The following is a 15,594-nucleotide window of genomic DNA, read 5'->3' as shown; positions in this document are numbered from 1 at the left end:
CTGCGCAGGCTAAGCCCCGCCGTCCAGGACCTCCCGCAGCCGGGTGGCGAACTCCTCGGGCTTGCCCGCGTAACCGGACTCGACGCCGAGGAATCCACCGTGGTGGCTGGGGAACACCACGGCCTCCTGACCGAGCAGCGCCGCGGTGGCCAGGGAGGTGCGCGCGGTGTACGTCCCCGCCGACTCCTCGCCGACCGCGATGACGATCCGGGTGGGGGCCGCCGTGAGCCGGGTCGGGTCGGGGCGGTAGTCGGTGATCGCCGACGAGTTCCTCGACAGCAGCGGGTCGTCGCGGCTCCCGTCGTCGTCGGCAGGCAGCCCGAACATCGCTGGGTCGGGGGCGGGCTGGGCGAAGTAGGCGTCGGTGAACTCGCCCTGCCAGGACGTCATCGCGATGAACGAGGCCATTCCCGCGCCGCGGCCCTTGGCCTGGTAGGCCTCGTGGCAGCCGGCCTGGGCGCGCTCGGCGGCAGTGGCGTCGGGAAGGACCGCGTTGATCGGCGGTTCGTGGGCCACGAGCGTGGCGACGTCCTCGGGGTGGGTGGCGACCAGTTCGAGTGCGGTCACCGCGCCGCCACTGCTGGCGAACACGTCCACCGGGCCGGCGTCGAGCGCCTCCACCAGCGCGTGCAGGTCGGCCGCCTGCTGCTGCGGCGTGTGGTCCGAGCGGCCGTCCGTACGGACGCTGCGACCCAGTCCACGCGGGTCGTAGGTGACGACGGTGCGGTCCGTGAAGTGCGGCGCGAGCGCTCCGAAGCCCTCCGCCGTCATCGGCTGACCGATCATGAGCAGCGTCCGGTGGTCGCCGGACGGGGGCAGCGGGCCGCGGACGTCGTAGACGAGGTCGACGCCGGGAATGGAGAGAGTGTGCGTCCGGATGTCCGTCATGCCGGTGACACTACGGCCGGCGGTTCCCGTTCCCGAGTGCGACGGGCGCGTGGCGCGCTGTTTTCGGCGCCGACGCCGGTGGGCCGCGGAGGCGTCCGCGCGTCCGCGGCCCACGCGAGTCACGACGCCGAGGGGACCCGGTCCAGGAAGCCCAGCACCTGGGTCAGCCGCCCGTTGTCGTCGGTCACCGCCACGTCGAAACCGACGACCGGCGCCTCGACATCGTCCGGCCCCAGTTCCCAGGTGAAACGGCTCTGGTTGTGGTGCGAGTCGACCGGTCCGACCAACCGGAACGTCATGCCGGGGAACTGGCTCTGCACGGCGGCGATCGTCGCGTCGATCGCGTCCCGGCCCTCGGCGACCACCATCGGGTCCACGTAGCGCCCGTCGGGGGCCCACAGGTCGTCGATGTCGCGGCGTCGTCGCTCCGGGTCGGTCTCGTTCCAGGTCGCGATGTACCGCTCGGCCAGCTTGTCGAACGCGGTCGTCATGGGTCTCTCCTCGTCAGCGGGAACTGCTGTTTCCGGTGACGAGCCTTTCCCGGGCCGTGGTGCGCTGTCGATTACGTCGGAGGTAATGGTCCATGCGCCGCCGCGGAACTAGGGTCGGAGAAGTGACGATCATGACCGGGGCCGGGCGGCCGGTGGGGGAGCTGCTGCGGGACTGGCGCCGGAATCGCGGGATGAGTCAGCTCGACCTGTCGATCGAGGCGGGCGTGTCGACCCGGCACCTGAGTTTCGTCGAGACCGGCCGATCCCGACCCAGCCCGGATCTCATCCTGCGGCTTGCGGAACAACTGGACATGCCGCTGGCCGAGCGCAACACGATGCTGCTCGCCGGCGGCTACGCGCCCGCCTATCCCAGTCACGAGCTGAGCGACCCCGAGCTGGCGCCGGTACGCGCCGCCGTACGGCAGATCCTCGACGGGCATCGCCCGTACCCGGCGCTGCTCGTCGACCGGCACTGGCACCTCGTGGACGCCAACCCCGCCGTCGACCTGTTCACCGCGGACGCGCGGCCCCACCTGCTCACGCCCCCGATCAACGTGCTGCGCCTCAGCCTGCACCCCGACGGCATGGCGCCACGCATCCTCAACCTGCCCGAGTGGCGCTCCCACCTGCTCAAACGCCTGCGCCAGCAGGCCGACGCGACAAACGACCCGGTCCTGCGCGACCTGCACGACGAGCTTCGCGGCTATCCCGGCGGCGACCCGGCACCGGTCAGTGACGCCCTGTCCCGGGTCCTCGTTCCACTGCGGTACCGCCACGACGACCGGGAACTGGCCTTCGTCAGCACCACCACCCTCTTCGGCACGCCGCTTGACGTCACCGTCTCCGGGCTGGCCGTCGAGGCGTTCTTCCCCGCCGACGGGGCGACCACCGAGGCGCTGCGCACGCTCGCCCCGTCGTGAGCGTCACCCCTCGGGACACGAGACCGGCGGTGGCTGGCGGAGCCCGTCCCCGATGACTCCCGGCATCCGCCGGGCCACCCCGGCGAGCAGGTCCGCGACCTGCACGCGCGGGTCGTCGCGGGAGTCCACCATGAGCAGGCCGGCCAGGGGAGACACCCCCGGCGGCAGCGCACCGGCCACCGACGCGCCGGCCAGCACCCGCTGGAGACGGGTCAACCGGTCGGCGGTCAGTGCGCTCTGCTCGTCGTGGGTCACCAGCACCCGGCGCTGGCCGGCGCTCCAGGACAGGACCGTCTCCGCGAGCGCCGGCAGCAACGGCTCCAGCGGCGGGGGCACCGACCGGTCGTCACCGTCGAGCCGGGCCACCAGGGCCCGTACGCGCTGCGGGTGGAGCCCGTCGAGGACGGCGTCCGCCGCCGCGCCGAGCCGGTGACCCAGCAGCGCGTCCCGGGCCTGGAAGAACCGCAGCAGCGTCAGGTCGGTCGGTGGCCGCCGCTTCATCCGGACGAGATCCACGAACGCCGCCAGGAAGGCGGCCCAGTCGCCCCCGGCCGTACGGCCCGCCTCGTGCAGCGCGCGGGCGGCCGCCTCCTGGTCGCGGGCCAGGCGGGTGCCGGCCGCGTACGACGGCTCGGTCAGCAGGAAGTCGACGATGCGGGTGACGAGGAAGAACTCCTTGTCGATCAGGTGGACGTGCGCGCGACCGGTCAACGCCGTGCGGAACCACTCGAGCGCCTCGCCCGCACCCGGGCGACGCAGGAACTGCCCGGACTTGAGCTCGTGCGCCGAGAACCGGAACCCGGAGCGCAGCGTGGTGACGAGCGCGACGGCCTCGTCGGCCACCAGGTCGACACTCGCGTGTGTGATCACCGGGGCGGTCGAGTGCAGCAGGTTGGTGCCCGAGAACCCCGACTCGTCGCAGGCGATCTCCACGACCGCGCCGGCCACCGGGCCGCTCGGCGGGAGCCCGCCCTGAAGTGGCGATCGCACACCCGAACCCCCGCCCATGCCGCCATGCTCGTCCGCACACCCGCACCGGACAAGCCGATTGTGTACGGGTGGCTGAGGTCAGCGCAGCCGGCGGATGTCGCCGTACGCCCGGTAGAACCCACCCCGGCCGGACTCGCGGACCTCGGTCACCAGGTAGCGGGCGCCCGGCTCCCGGATGCCCTTGGGGAACTGCACCGACCAGTCGCGCCGGTACCCGTCGGACAGCACCTGGACCCGCAGCCGCCCCCGGTCGTCCAGGCACTGCACCACGACGCCGGCGCCCGAGTCGCCGGTCACCTCGACGATCGTCGGCTGGACGGTGCGCGGCGCCTCGCGGGGCGCCTTGATGTCGCGCACCTGCGGCACGTCGCCGACCTGGGCTGCCCGGATCGCCGGCTCACTGGCGTCGACGCACGCCAGGTGACCGCCGGTGGTCACCACGTAGAGCCGACCGTCGTGATACTGCATCGAGTACGCCGAGCCGCAGCCGGTGCCGAGCTTCCACAGGCGGGTGCCCGCCGCGTCGAAGCAGTAGATCGAGGACTGACTGTCGCCGGCGAAGACGAACTCGCCGCCCTCGGCCGTCGCGCAGGAGAAGACCGGGGCGTCGCACCGGTAGCTGCGCTCGACGCGGCCGTTCTTGGCCAGGCGCACCACCTCGCGGGTGCCCGTCCCGGCGAACACGCTGCCGCGCTCCTGCCAGCCGAACAGCACCGAGCCGGTCCTCGTGTGCCACAGCTCGCGGCCGGTGCGCCAGTCGAAGCCGGTAACGCCCTGGGAGTGGCCGTGGTAGAGCGCGTCGGCGTCGCAGCGCACCATCCAGGCCGAGCGGCCCCGACCGGGCCGACGCCAGAGGAACTCGTCCTCGTGGTCGATGGCGGCGATCCCACCGTCGGCGTCCGAGACGCCGAGGACGCCGTCGTGGATGTCGAGCCAGTAGATGTCGATCTCGGGGGCGATCGCGTACGCGACCCGGGGCACCTTTCCGGACAGGTCGTAGACGTTGCCGTCGTCGCAGCCGGCGTAGACCCAGGCGTCGTCGGCGACGATGCACTTCACCCCGTCGGGCAGGCGGACCTGGCCGCGCACCTGGGCGTCGTGCCCGAGGGTCGTGATCACCCCGTGCTCGTTGCCGACCATGCAGTGTTCGTCGTCGACGAAGATGCCGAAGGCGGGAGCGCCGGAGTCGTACCGCCAGAGCACCGGCGCGGTGTGCGCGGTGGACCGGGTGCTGACGATCTGTCGCCGGGAGACGGTGCGCTTCTGCCGCACGCCGGGCACCGCCGGGGCGTACCCCTTGCGGACCTTCTCCCCGATCTTCTTCGCCGCGGCCGCGCGGGCGCGGGCGTTGTCCGGGTAGGCGCTGGCCTTGACCTGCCCCTGGTCGCCGATCCGGCCGTAGCGCACGGTCAGCGTGGCGTTGTCGACCACGACCTCGTAGAACTTGTGCGCACCGTCCACTTCGGACAGTTCGAGGTAGGTCGTCTCCTGGGACATGGGGGCCTCCGAGGGGGGTCAGCTGCCGGCCCGACATGGTCGGCGCGGCGACGGTGCCCACACGATAACCGCCACCCCCGACAAGATCCGGTACGGCGACGACGCCCCAGGCGACGGCCTTGTATCGATGGATGTCGACTGCCATGCTGTGGTTCGGTCGTGCTCGGGAGCCAGCGCGACCCGCGTCCTCTCCGGCCCACGGGACGCACGAGGTGGCCACGCCACCCGTGCCGGGCAGTCCTCGTCGGTGGCCGGACACCCGTGTGCGGCACCGGCCGCCAGCTCGGTCGCCCGGTGCCCGTAACCACCGGAGGTACCGATGCTCCGTACGTTCCTCGCCGTCACCACCCTGGCGCTGGTCGCCTGGACACCGACGAGCAGCGCCACCGAGGCGACGCCCGCGCCCACCCCGTCGGTCACGCCCACGCCGACGCCCACGATCACCTGCCCGCCGGTGCTGCCGATCACCGCCACCGTGACCGGGGCGACCACCACGAGCCTGACCCTCTCGTACTCGATCTTCCTGCGGCCGCCCTGTGGCTACGACCCGCCGATTGCCGTCCAGCTCTTCGCCAGCCGGGACGACGCCGTGAAGTGGCTGAACCCGGTGGCCGAGGCGGTGTCCGGCCCGGAGCGCGACGGGACCGTCACCATCGGCCGGCTGACGCCCGACACCGAGTACTGGTACCGGTTCGGCGACGTCGACGGCCGCCGTGACCCGTACATCGTCGGTGGGCCGGCCCGTACCCTCGCCGAGTCGACCTGCCGTGCGACCGCCACCATCGACGCCCGCTGGGGCACCGGCTTCGTCGCCACGGCCACCGTCCGCAACACCGGGACGGAGCCGGTCGACACGTGGCGGGTCTCCTGGCGCTGGTCCGGGGACGAACGCATCCAGACGGTCTGGGGCGGCGTGGCCGAGACGGCCGGCGGCGGCGTCACCGTCCGCAACGCCCCGTACAACGGCACGCTCGCACCCGGCGGCGCGACGACGTTCGGGCTGCTCGTGTCGACGAGCGCGGTGCCCGAGGGGCTGACGCTGACCTGCTAGCGGGTGAACGACGCCGCCCCGCTTCCGCCGTCGTGGCGTGAGCGGGGCGGCGGCACCCGGCACACCGCCGATCGAGCGCACCACGTCCAGATCCGGCTCGTAGCACATCACGCCAAGGGAGCGTGGGTTTCCCGGCTCCGCTAGGGCTCCTCGGTGCGGGGCCGCCGGGCGATTCCCAGCAGGTGGGTGTCCGGCCAGTCCAGCGGGCGGCCGTTGGTGTCGGTCAGCGTCGCCACCGGGGCGATCCGGTTGTCGATCACCCAGTCGTTGCGCAGCGGCGTGGACGCCGGGTCGACCTCGAATCCGGCCTCGGCCAGCAACTCCAGCCACTCGGCGAAGCTGAGGCCGCAGAACTGCTCACGCGTCTCGGACAGCCAGTTGTCGACGTAGTCCTTGCGGGTCAGGTAGTCCATCGCCGCGCCGAGTTCGATCCGCACGCTGCCCTCGTCGACGGCCTCGTACGCGAAGGGGAACGCGAAGTCGACGGCGAACTGGTCCAGCCGCGCCCGCGTCGACAGCCCGCCGACGTACCGCCTGACCTCGCCCTCGGAGAGTTCGGCGAGGTCGTGGCGTGGGGCCGACGGGTTGGCGCCGTCGTCGGTCGTCAGGCGCAGGACCACCTGGCGTCGCCGGTCGGCCGGTCCGCACACGTCGCTGTTGATCCAGACGCCGCCCGGCACGGTGTGGTCGTGGATGCGGCGGGCGAACTGCAGCAGCGACTCCCGCTGGCGCCCGTACGACCAGATCTCGTGGGTCAGGGCGAAGGTGAGCGTGGTGTCCACGGATCGGTCGGCGAAGATCGCGCCGCCGAGGACGTTGCGCTGGTAGAAGTACACGTTGGCGTTGCGGAAGACGCCCTGGGCCTTCTTGTGCACGCACTCCTGGTAGAGGTGCCGGGCGACCTCGACACCGATCAGGTCGCTCTCGCGCAGCGCGGCCTCCCGGTCGGCCAGTTCCAGCACCGAGCCGGCGCCGCAGCCGATGTCGACGATGCGCCCGGGCTGCACGTGCCGACGTACGGCGGTCCACTTGCGCTCGGCGGCCTCGGTGAAGGCGTCCACGTACGTCCGGTAGTCGCGGGTGGCGGTGAGACCGCCCTCGTCACCGACCAGCGGGTCGTTGACCACCGACCGGACCTGCTCGACCAGGCGGTAGCGTTCGAAGACGTCGATCGTCGCCGGGTGGGCCAGGGTGCGCCAGGTCGGGTCGCCCCCGGCCAGGCGGAGCAGCACGTCCCAGGGGCGCTCGGGGATCTCGTCGAGGTCCGGGTCGGCCTCGACCTGCGCGATCGGGAAGCCGATCCGTTCGTAGAGCTTGGCCACCGACGGCGTCGAGCAGGCCACGACTGTGTCGTCGGGGGTGAGGTCGAGGCCCGTGGCGACGGCGATGGTCTTGAGGGTCACCTCGGCGAAGGCGTCGGTGGGCGCGGTGTCGAAGACCGGGACGACCACCGAACGCAGCCCGGTCAGCACGCTGAACCGCTCGATCGCGGCCTCGCGGCGGTGGTACGGCACCGGGTTGCGCCTGGTGTTGTCGTGGTTGGCGGAGGTGACCGCCCAGACGATCGTGGTGGCGCCGGACCGGGCGAGCCGACCCAGGTAGTCCGCCTGGAAGCGGGTCAGCAGGTGGTGGCGGCCCGGAAAGAGCACGAACCGTGGCGGTAGGCCGATCGTGATCACCCCATGTGGTGCCGAGCCGATGTGCGACGCACGAGCATAGCGAGTGGCCGGCGCACGTCACCTGAACGGGGGAGCACGTGGCACACCGCGCACGGCATCATGGCAGGGGTGCGGCGGCGATTCAGGCACATCCTCGCGGACCTGCGGCACCGCCGGTTCATCGACCTGTACGCCACCACCCTCGTCGCGTTCGTCTTCGCGGCGTTGCTGCTGGTCGGCGCGGATCTGCCGGACAGCGTCCGGTGGTCGCTGCTCTTCGCCGGGTTGGGGTTCCTGTTGCTGCGGCTGGCGTTCGCCAACCACCGGGAGGACCGGTTCCTGGACCGGAGCGACTACGACCGGAACCCGATCACCGAGGACCTTCGCGCGGCCCGGGACGTGTGGATCTTCGCGCCGGTCGGTTCGAACTTCCTCACCGAGGAGCGCTGTGACGTTCTGCGCCGAGGTCCGCTGGCGCGGGCCGACGGCACGGTGCGGGTCGTGGTGTTGCGGGAGTTCGACCCCGACGACCCGATCTCGGAGCAGCTCGACGCGCTGCTCGACTTCCCGGTGCAGCGGGCGGCCGACTCGCTGCGCGAGACCAGGTCGCGGTTGGCGTCGATGCGGCAGTGGTCGGTGCAGGGCACCTTCGCCTGGGGCGAGGTCGGGTTCAACCCCGGATTCAGCCTGGTCGCGGTGAACCCCCGCGCTGCCGGCGGGTACGCGAACGTCGAGTTCCACGGCTTCCGCAACGACGCGATCCGCTCCCGCATGCACATCCACCTGACCCGCGACGACGGCCAGTGGTACACGTACTGGCTCGACCAGTTCGAGGAGATCTGGCGCTCGACGCTCGACGCTGACGGGTCGTGACGGTGCTCCCGCCCCGCGTCGCGCCGGCCGCCGTGTTCACCGGGGCGGGGATCAGCGGGGACGAGCCGGCCGCCCTGCCCCGCGGGTTCGGTCTGCGCGACGACGTGCTGGCGACGATGCACGAGGCGGCCCACCGTCGACTGGCGGGTCTGGTCACCGACGCGCAGCTCACGGCCGTCCGCGCCCAGGCGTACAAGCTCGAGGTGGTCCTCGGCCGTCTCTGGGGCACTGTCGGTCCGGACGCCCTGGACTGCGTCTTCGCGCTGCGGGTGAGCGTGCCCAACGAGGCGCACATGCTGGCCGGGCTGCACCTGCTGCGGGGCGGCACCCACGTGACAGTCAACTTCGACGTGGGGGTCGAACTCGCGTACGACCTGATCTGCGGTCGTGCGGACCTGCCGGCCGACGCGCCGCCGGACTACCACGACGCCCTCCGGGCCTGGCGGGCGCTCGCGCCGCTCGATCCGCCGGCGCTGCTCTCGGTCTCCAGCCACGAGGAGTTCGCGGCGTGGCTGAGTGCCGACCGGCCTCCCGCGCTGTTGAAGGTGCACGGCGGCCTGGACCGGCAGCAGACCTCACTCGCCGACGTGGTCGTCGTGGACATCGAGGAACTCGCCCAGCTCACCGCCGAGCGCACGGCGGCGGTGGAAGGGCTCGGCGACGCCGACCGCCTGCTCATCACCGGGTACTCCGGCGGCGACCCGGACGTGTACGGCCCGCTGCTGGCGGCGGCCGCGCGCACGTCCACCACCTGGTGCTGCCTGAGCCTGCCAGCGGCCTCGACGGTGCCGGCCGACGCTCGCCGGCACGGCATCGAGCTGGTGCGGGGCGACCCGGGCGGGCTGGCGGTCACCGCGTTGCGCGGGCTCCTGGGTGGGGTTCCGCCACCGGCCTGGCCGTCTGTGCGCCTCGCCGGCGACGGTTACCGGGTGCGCTTCGCGAGATGGAAGCGCAACCTGCGCGCGGCGCATCCGGACGAGGTGGTCGCGCAGTCCTGGGCGTGGCTGATTGCCGATATCGGCGACCTCGACGCCGCCGAGGCGATGTTCGACGCACTGCCCGAGGACGCGCCCGGCGCCCGGCTGCGGCACGCGGAGATCCTCTACAACCGGGCCCGCGGCGACGACCGGGTCCGGGCCGGCCGGATGTTCCGCACGGTGGCGGCCGGCGCGGCGGACGCGTCGACCCGGCTGCACTGCCTGCTTCGGCTTGGCGACATCGCGCGTGGTCGGGCGGCGCGCGACGCCAGGGGCGTACGGATCCTGTGGGATCTCGCCGAGGCGTACGCCCGACCGGCGCACGTCATCGCCGTCACCCGCAACGGTCGCCGGCACCCGGAGGAGGCGGGCGACGCGTACCGCGCTCTCCAGCAGACGTCGCTGCGCCTGCTGGAACGACTGGTGCTCGTCGCGCCACGGCCGACGTGGCCGGTCGTCGCCGTCGTCTGCCGGGCCGCCGCGGTCCTGGGTGGACAGGCGACGCGCCTGGCCCGCAACGGCAACCGACTCGCGCTGATCCGGCAGCACCGGGGGCTGCTGCGGGCGCTGGCCGCCCTGCTGGGTGGCGGTCCCGGCCCCGTGGACGTCCGCGATGACATGCGGGCGCTACGCGCCACCTACCGGGCCGCTGACGACCTGCCCGGCGCCGCCGGTTGCGCGGTCACCCTCGCCGTGCTGGCCGCCGCAGACGGTGACCTTCCCGGAGCCCGCGCCCTGGTCGCCGAGGCCCTGGACGAGTACGTCGCCGGGCGGCCCGACGGCCGGCCCCTGTTCGCCGGGGAGGCGCTTGTCGACGTCGCGACCCGGCTGATCGACCGGCTCGACGGCAACCGGCCATGATGGACCGCCGGCAATGATACGGAGAACGTGGTTACTGATAGGTACAGTTCGCCGTCCGAAGATCCAGACCAGCGCCGCTACTATGACGTCAGCCTTGCACAATTGATCAAGGTTGACGCGGAGGTTCCGGTGAGTCCCTACCTTCGGAACGAGATCGTGGAAGCAGTCCGGCGTGGCGACGCGATCTTCATCGTCGGCGCCGGCGTCTCTCTGCTCGCCTCGGACGGTGCGGAATGCGCCTCGTGGAAAGGGCTGATCCGGGCCGGCATCGACCGATCCGTCGACCTCGATCCCTCCCTTTCCGGGCGGTGGCGATCGAGCAGGATGAAGGCTCTCACCTCCACTGCCGACAGTGCCCAGATGATCGGTGTGGCGCAGGAGGTGGAACACCACCTCAAGCAGATTCCGGGAAATCACTACGGCAAGTTCCTCGCCGAGACCGTCGGCAGCCTGCCCATGGTTCGTCGGGGCATCATCGACGTCCTGAAGGACTCCGGGGCGCCGATCCTGACGACGAACTACGACAGCCTTCTGGAACAGGGGACCGGCCGGGACGCCGCCACCTGGAAACGAATCTCGAATCTTCAGGACGAGATCAAGCAGCCCGGCCGATTCGTCGTCCACCTGCACGGGCACTGGCGTGAGCCGGAGACGATCGTGTTCGGTTACGAGAGCTACGCCCGGGTCATCGGTGACTCGGAGTCGCAGGCGATGTTGCGGGCACTGCTGGCCACCAAGGCGATCGTCTTCGTCGGTTTCGGTCAGGGCCTGGAGGACCCGAATTTCACGGCCCTCACGACGTGGCTGACATCCACCCTCGGTTCCAGTGGCATCGCACCCGCCGTTCTGGTCAGAAACCGGGAACTCGCGTCCGCGCAGTCCCGATTCCGGGCGCTCGGCGTCAACGCCCTGGCCTACGGTGACGCGTACGAGGACCTCGAACTGTATCTGGCCGACATCGTGCGCGAGGCCGACGCGGTTCCGACCCTGGGTGTCAAGGAGTTCACCTGGGAGTCGCTCGCCCCCAAACTCATGCGACTGCACCGGCGCATCGCGAGGAGTTTCGCGCCCGACTTCGTGGTGGCGATGTCGGGGCCGGGAAACTTCGCTCCGGCCTACTGTCTGGCGCATTCCAGTGAGGATCCGCCACTGCTGGCCGCCGTGACGTTTCCCCGTCGCCCTGATCGCAGTCGGCACAATCTGGCGTTCGAGAAGTTGGCGTCTAACGACGGTTGGATCCACCACGAGTCCGATAAGTGGGACGTGTTCCTGCCCAACGTGATTCGGCACTTCCCGGCGGGTTCACGGGCCCTCATCTTCGACGACCGGGTCGTGGGCGGCAGGGTGCAGCACGCGATCGCCGAGCTGCTCACGGGATTCGGCTACGAGGTGCGGCGGGCGGCCCTGGTGGTCGATCCCCGACAGACGTCCGCTGTGGACTTCTACGAGGAGGTAGTCGATGGAGACTTCGTCTTTCCCTGGGGCGGCCGACACGGCCGGGGTGAGCCAGCTTCTTGAGCAGGCCGAGGCGGGCCTCGCCGCCATGCAGCAGGCACAGCGGGCGTACGACGACGCGATGTGGGACATCGAGGATCCCGCCTTCGCGAAGTTGCGCCACGTCCACATCCACCTGTCGGTGACGGTCGGCAAGATCGCCAAGCTCGTCGAGCCGGCGGACCACACGGACCACCGGGGCGAGCCGGTCGAGGTCGGCGATCTGCGCGAGGCGTTGGCGTCCGCCGTCGCTGACCTGCTCATGCACTCGGCCCAGATCGCCAACCTCGTCGACGGCGACCTGGGGGAGTTCCTGCGGAACCGGTACCGGCAGAACGCCGCCCGTTTCGCGCCCGACTCCGACTTCGCCGGGCTGTAGGCGTCGCGCCCCGGGTCGCGACGCAGGTGACCCGGGGGCTCGCGTTCCATCCGCTGGACGGTTCGCCCGCGGAAAAGCGTAATCCGATCTTGTCTGCGTCGGTCGGCCCTGAGCTGCGGAGATAGCGCTCTCACGGATACCGGGAGAACGCTTGACGCGCCCGTGACCGAGCCGCAACGATGCATTCGCATGTCTCATACCCCGCCGCCCCACCGGCGGGTACGCCAATTTCGCCACGGTCACCGGTGGGGTCACCGCACCGACCGGCACCCGCACACTGTTCCTGGTCTTCAAGGGCACCGGCCCGTGGTTCGACCTCGACGAGTTCACCCTCTCCGGCAGCCCCGGCGGACCGGGGCCGGACCCGGATCCCGAGCCGGGCGCGAACCTGGCCCAGGGCAAGCCCGCCCGAGCGTCCAGTTTCGAGGGCGCCTTCGTCGCGGCCAACGCGTTCGACGGGGACGCGGGCACCCGGTGGGGCAGCTCGTTCAGCGACCCGCAGTGGATCGACGTGGACCTGGGCGCCGCGTACGCCATCAACCGGGTGAAGCTGACCTGGGAGGCGGCGTACGGCAGCGGGTACCAGATCCAGACCTCGACCGACGGGGTCACCTTCACCACGGTCCGCACGGTGACCGGCGGCGACGGCGGCGTGGACGACCTGACCGGGCTGACCGGCACCGGCCGGTACGTCCGCCTGCTCGGCACCACCCGGGGCACCGCGTGGGGCTACTCGCTCTTCGAGTTCGAGGTGTACGGCGGCAGCGGCGGCCCGACCGGCGGCAACCTGCTGCTGAACAAGCCGACGTCCACGTCCAGCAACGAGGGGGCCGACGTGTCGGGCGCCCAGGCGGTGGACGGCAGCCTCACCACCCGCTGGTCGAGCACCTTCTCCGACCCGCAGTGGATCCGCGTCGACCTGGGCAGCCCCACCGCCATCGGTCGGGTCAAGCTGAACTGGGAGGCGGCCTACAGCAGCACGTACCAGATCCAGACCTCGAACGACGGCACCACCTGGACCACCGTGAAGACGGTGACGGGGGCCGACGGCGGGGTGGACGAGCACACCGCGCTCGGGGCAAACGGTCGCTACCTGCGGATCTACGGCACGGCCCGGGGCACCGGATACGGCCACTCGCTGTGGGAGTTGGAGGCGTACGCCAACTGACCGGGCACTCGGTCCGCCCCCACCCTCGAACGGGCGGTGGGGGCGGCCCGTGCGTGGCCCCCGGCGGAGCGGCGGTGGTGAGCGGTGGGCGGCCCGGCGTCGCGGCGCGCGGCCTAGTCGTCGGCGACGGCCACCGGCTCCGAGCCGATGCAGCGCACCTTCAACTCGTACTCCCGGGCCGCCCCCTGGAAGGTGACCTCGACGTCGTCGTCCGGACCCCGGTCCACGTCGCGGACCCGGTAGCCCTGTGCAGGCGCCCAGGAGACGAGGCGCACGCCGTCGGGGCCGCACTCGGCCACGGCCGTGCCGCCGTCGGTGGCGAAACTGCGGCGGACCCCGACGCTGGCGGTCGGCGCGGGGGCCGCTGTGGACGGCGCGCCCGGTGACGCATCGACGGTGCCAGTCGGCTCGGGCGAGGCGAGCGCCCGTTCGATCTCGGCCTCGCTGCGCACCCCGCCCGGCGTCCCGGTCAGGCTCTCACCCACCAGCCGGATCGCGCCCAACCCGATCAGGATCGCCACGGCGACGGTGGCCACCCACCCGGCGGCGACGAGGACCGAACGACGACTCATACCACCGACTATCCCCGATCCATGGTTGTCCTCGGCACATCCCGACCCTAAGGCGGGGTTAACGCCGCGCGTCGCGCCGTGCCGGGTCCGCGAGATCGCCGGACTCCGACGGGTCAGGAACCCCGGCCACCGTGGCCAGGCGCATGCTGGTCTCGTCACTGGTGCCCGGAGCCGCAGTGAGGATGACGATCTTCAGCTCGGCGTCGCCGTCGGTCAGGACGTCGCAGTCGACCGTGACGGCGCCGACCGACGGATGCCTGACGATCTTGCGATCTTCCCGGTGGGCCGCGACCGTCCCGGCCGCCCACAACGCGGCGAACCGTTCGTTGCCCTCGACGAGGTCGCGGATCAGCGTCGCCAACCGGAGGTCACGGGGAAACCGGCCGCTGGCACGTCGGAGGTCGGACACCACCGCGAGGCTGGTGGCCTCGGTGTCCAACGAGATCACGGGCCACTGCGACAGCTGCGGTCCCTCGGAGGTCACCGGGAAGGTGTCGCGGGCGAAGTTGCGCCGGGCCGGTGGTCGCACCGAGGGATCGCCCAACAAGGCCGCCCAACCGCGATTCCACCAGATCAGCTGCCAGTCCGCCGCGAAGACGGCGACAGCGGCGTCACCGAGACGGCCCACCACCCGCTGCACACCAGGCGGGATGTGGTCCGAGATCTGGTCGTCCGCCGGAGGGGCCAGCCGAGCGAGGCGGAACAGGTGGTCGCGCTCGGCGGAGGTGAGTTGGAGGGCGCGGGCGAGCGCGGAGACGACCTGCGCCGAGGGCGTGGTCGCCCGTCCCTGCTCCAGCCGCACGATGTAGTCGACGGACACGCCTGCGAACTCGGCCAGCTCCTCCCGTCGCAGGCCGGCGGCTCGGCGCCCATGGCCGACGGGCCGCCCGGCGGCGGTCGGCGACAAGCGGTCACGCCAGGCACGGATCGTCGCTCCCAGTCCCGCCGCCTGCGTCATCACGCCTCGATTGTCACGCACGCTCTGGGCACGAGGGTGGTATTGCCTGTCCTACCGTCGTGACGTCTCTGGCACGTGGACGCGCCACGGCAAACGATGGACCGCATGACGATCACCTTCATCACCGGAGCCAACAAGGGCCTCGGCCGCGAGACCGCCCGCCGCCTCATCGGCCTGGGTCACACCGTTCTCGTCGGGGCACGTGACCCCGAGGCCGGCGCCGTGACGGCCGACACCCTCGGTGCGCGGTTCGTGCCGATCGACGTCACCGACGACGGATCCGTCGCGGCTGCCGCCGCCGACGTCGAGCGACACGAGGGTCACATCGACGTACTGGTCAACAACGCCGGCGTCCACGGACCGTTCGGCGACCCGAGCAACCTGACCGGTGACGAGATGCTCGACGTCCTCGATGTCAACGTCGTCGGCGTGGTGCGGACGACGACCGCCTTCCTGCCGCTGCTGCGCCGCTCGCCCGACCCGGTGATCATCAACGTCAGCAGTGCGATGGGTTCGCTGGCGGCCACCCATGACCCGGCACGAGCCGAGTCGGGGGTCATCGCCCCCGTCTACACGTCGTCGAAGGCGGCGCTGACCATGTTGACCACCCAGTACGCCAAGGCGCTGACCGACGTCCGCGTCAACGCCGTCGACCCCGGGTACACCGCCACGGACCTCAACGGCCACAGCGGCCCGCAGACCGTCACCGAGGGCACGGATGCCATCGTCGCCCTCGCCACCGAAGGACCGGGCCACGGCTCGGGCCGCTTCGTCGACCGGCACGGCGAGATCGCGTGGTCCTGATGACGGAGGGGTT

15 protein-coding genes are annotated in these 15,594 nt (G+C 71.6%); 8 read left to right on the top strand and 7 right to left on the bottom strand.

All coding sequences use genetic code 11. From position 1 onward, the window contains the following. Nucleotides 1–9 precede the first annotated feature (9 nt). Together ABZS77_RS26710 and ABZS77_RS26705 are read right to left on the bottom strand one after the other, a co-directional pair. Nucleotides 10–888, bottom strand: coding sequence for an alpha/beta hydrolase (locus tag ABZS77_RS26710; RefSeq protein ID WP_354828228.1), 879 nt, complete (start codon nt 886–888; stop codon nt 10–12). A 119-nt stretch (nt 889–1,007) separates the two neighbouring features. Next, a complete protein-coding gene (locus ABZS77_RS26705; protein ID WP_354828226.1) occupies nt 1,008–1,379 on the bottom strand; it encodes a nuclear transport factor 2 family protein in 372 nt (123 codons plus the stop codon). Nucleotides 1,380–1,510: 131 nt separating this feature from the next. On the opposite strand from ABZS77_RS26705, the gene ABZS77_RS26700 reads away from it, so the two are divergent. Continuing rightward, a complete protein-coding gene (locus ABZS77_RS26700; protein ID WP_354828276.1) occupies nt 1,511–2,299 on the top strand; it encodes a helix-turn-helix transcriptional regulator in 789 nt (262 codons plus the stop codon). A 3-nt stretch (nt 2,300–2,302) separates the two neighbouring features. Here the strand turns inward: ABZS77_RS26700 and ABZS77_RS26695 are convergent, their stop codons facing one another. Together ABZS77_RS26695 and ABZS77_RS26690 are read right to left on the bottom strand one after the other, a co-directional pair. After that, nucleotides 2,303–3,289 carry a hypothetical protein gene (locus ABZS77_RS26695; protein ID WP_354828224.1) on the bottom strand — a complete coding sequence of 329 codons (987 nt, stop codon included), beginning with the start codon at nt 3,287–3,289 and terminating at the stop codon, nt 2,303–2,305. A gap of 78 nt (nt 3,290–3,367) precedes the next feature. Next, nucleotides 3,368–4,786, bottom strand: a complete 1,419-nt coding sequence (locus tag ABZS77_RS26690; RefSeq protein ID WP_354828222.1) for a WGR domain-containing protein — start codon at nt 4,784–4,786, stop codon at nt 3,368–3,370. A gap of 319 nt (nt 4,787–5,105) precedes the next feature. On the opposite strand from ABZS77_RS26690, the gene ABZS77_RS26685 reads away from it, so the two are divergent. Beyond that, nucleotides 5,106–5,837 carry a cellulose binding domain-containing protein gene (locus tag ABZS77_RS26685; protein WP_354828219.1) on the top strand — a complete coding sequence of 244 codons (732 nt, stop codon included), beginning with the start codon at nt 5,106–5,108 and terminating at the stop codon, nt 5,835–5,837. Nucleotides 5,838–5,977: 140 nt separating this feature from the next. On the opposite strand, the gene ABZS77_RS26680 is transcribed toward ABZS77_RS26685, so the two are convergent. After that, entirely contained in the window at nt 5,978–7,486 is a 1,509-nt protein-coding gene (locus ABZS77_RS26680; protein ID WP_354828216.1) for a class I SAM-dependent methyltransferase, read from the bottom strand. 138 nt (nt 7,487–7,624) lie between these two features. On the opposite strand from ABZS77_RS26680, the gene ABZS77_RS26675 reads away from it, so the two are divergent. From ABZS77_RS26675 to ABZS77_RS26655, 5 genes are all read left to right on the top strand, one after another. Next, nucleotides 7,625–8,368 (top strand): hypothetical protein, encoded by a 744-nt coding sequence (locus tag ABZS77_RS26675; RefSeq protein WP_354828214.1) that lies wholly within the window; start codon nt 7,625–7,627, stop codon nt 8,366–8,368. Next, nucleotides 8,365–10,206, top strand: a complete 1,842-nt coding sequence (locus tag ABZS77_RS26670) for a hypothetical protein (RefSeq protein WP_354828211.1) — start codon at nt 8,365–8,367, stop codon at nt 10,204–10,206. The genes ABZS77_RS26675 and ABZS77_RS26670 overlap by 4 nt, the downstream gene beginning before the upstream one ends. Nucleotides 10,207–10,308: 102 nt before the next feature. Further along, nucleotides 10,309–11,724: an SIR2 family protein gene (locus ABZS77_RS26665; RefSeq protein WP_354828208.1), complete on the top strand. Its 1,416-nt coding sequence runs from the start codon at nt 10,309–10,311 to the stop codon at nt 11,722–11,724. Next, the gene (locus ABZS77_RS26660) at nt 11,708–12,079 is read left to right on the top strand and encodes a hypothetical protein (protein ID WP_354828206.1); all 372 of its coding nucleotides are present in this window, start codon (nt 11,708–11,710) and stop codon (nt 12,077–12,079) included. Before ABZS77_RS26665 ends, ABZS77_RS26660 begins: the two co-directional genes overlap by 17 nt. 196 nt (nt 12,080–12,275) lie before the next feature. After that, nucleotides 12,276–13,247 carry a discoidin domain-containing protein gene (locus tag ABZS77_RS26655; protein ID WP_354828273.1) on the top strand — a complete coding sequence of 324 codons (972 nt, stop codon included), beginning with the start codon at nt 12,276–12,278 and terminating at the stop codon, nt 13,245–13,247. Between the two features lie 113 nt (nt 13,248–13,360). On the opposite strand, the gene ABZS77_RS26650 is transcribed toward ABZS77_RS26655, so the two are convergent. Together ABZS77_RS26650 and ABZS77_RS26645 are read right to left on the bottom strand one after the other, a co-directional pair. After that, nucleotides 13,361–13,819: a septum formation initiator gene (locus ABZS77_RS26650; RefSeq protein WP_354828203.1), complete on the bottom strand. Its 459-nt coding sequence runs from the start codon at nt 13,817–13,819 to the stop codon at nt 13,361–13,363. 58 nt (nt 13,820–13,877) lie between these two features. Further along, the gene (locus ABZS77_RS26645) at nt 13,878–14,777 is read right to left on the bottom strand and encodes a helix-turn-helix transcriptional regulator (RefSeq protein ID WP_354828270.1); all 900 of its coding nucleotides are present in this window, start codon (nt 14,775–14,777) and stop codon (nt 13,878–13,880) included. Nucleotides 14,778–14,882: 105 nt separating this feature from the next. Here ABZS77_RS26645 and ABZS77_RS26640 point away from each other — a divergent pair, with 105 nt between their 5' ends. After that, complete coding sequence (locus ABZS77_RS26640; RefSeq protein ID WP_354828201.1) at nt 14,883–15,581, top strand: SDR family NAD(P)-dependent oxidoreductase; 699 nt, start codon at nt 14,883–14,885, stop codon at nt 15,579–15,581. Nucleotides 15,582–15,594 lie beyond the last annotated feature (13 nt).

The organism is Micromonospora sp. NPDC005298 (assembly GCF_040607375.1).
Taxonomy (GTDB): Bacteria; Actinomycetota; Actinomycetes; order Mycobacteriales; family Micromonosporaceae; genus Micromonospora.
The sequence above is the reverse complement of the archived record's forward strand: the minus strand, read 5'-3'. Positions and strand labels throughout refer to the sequence as shown.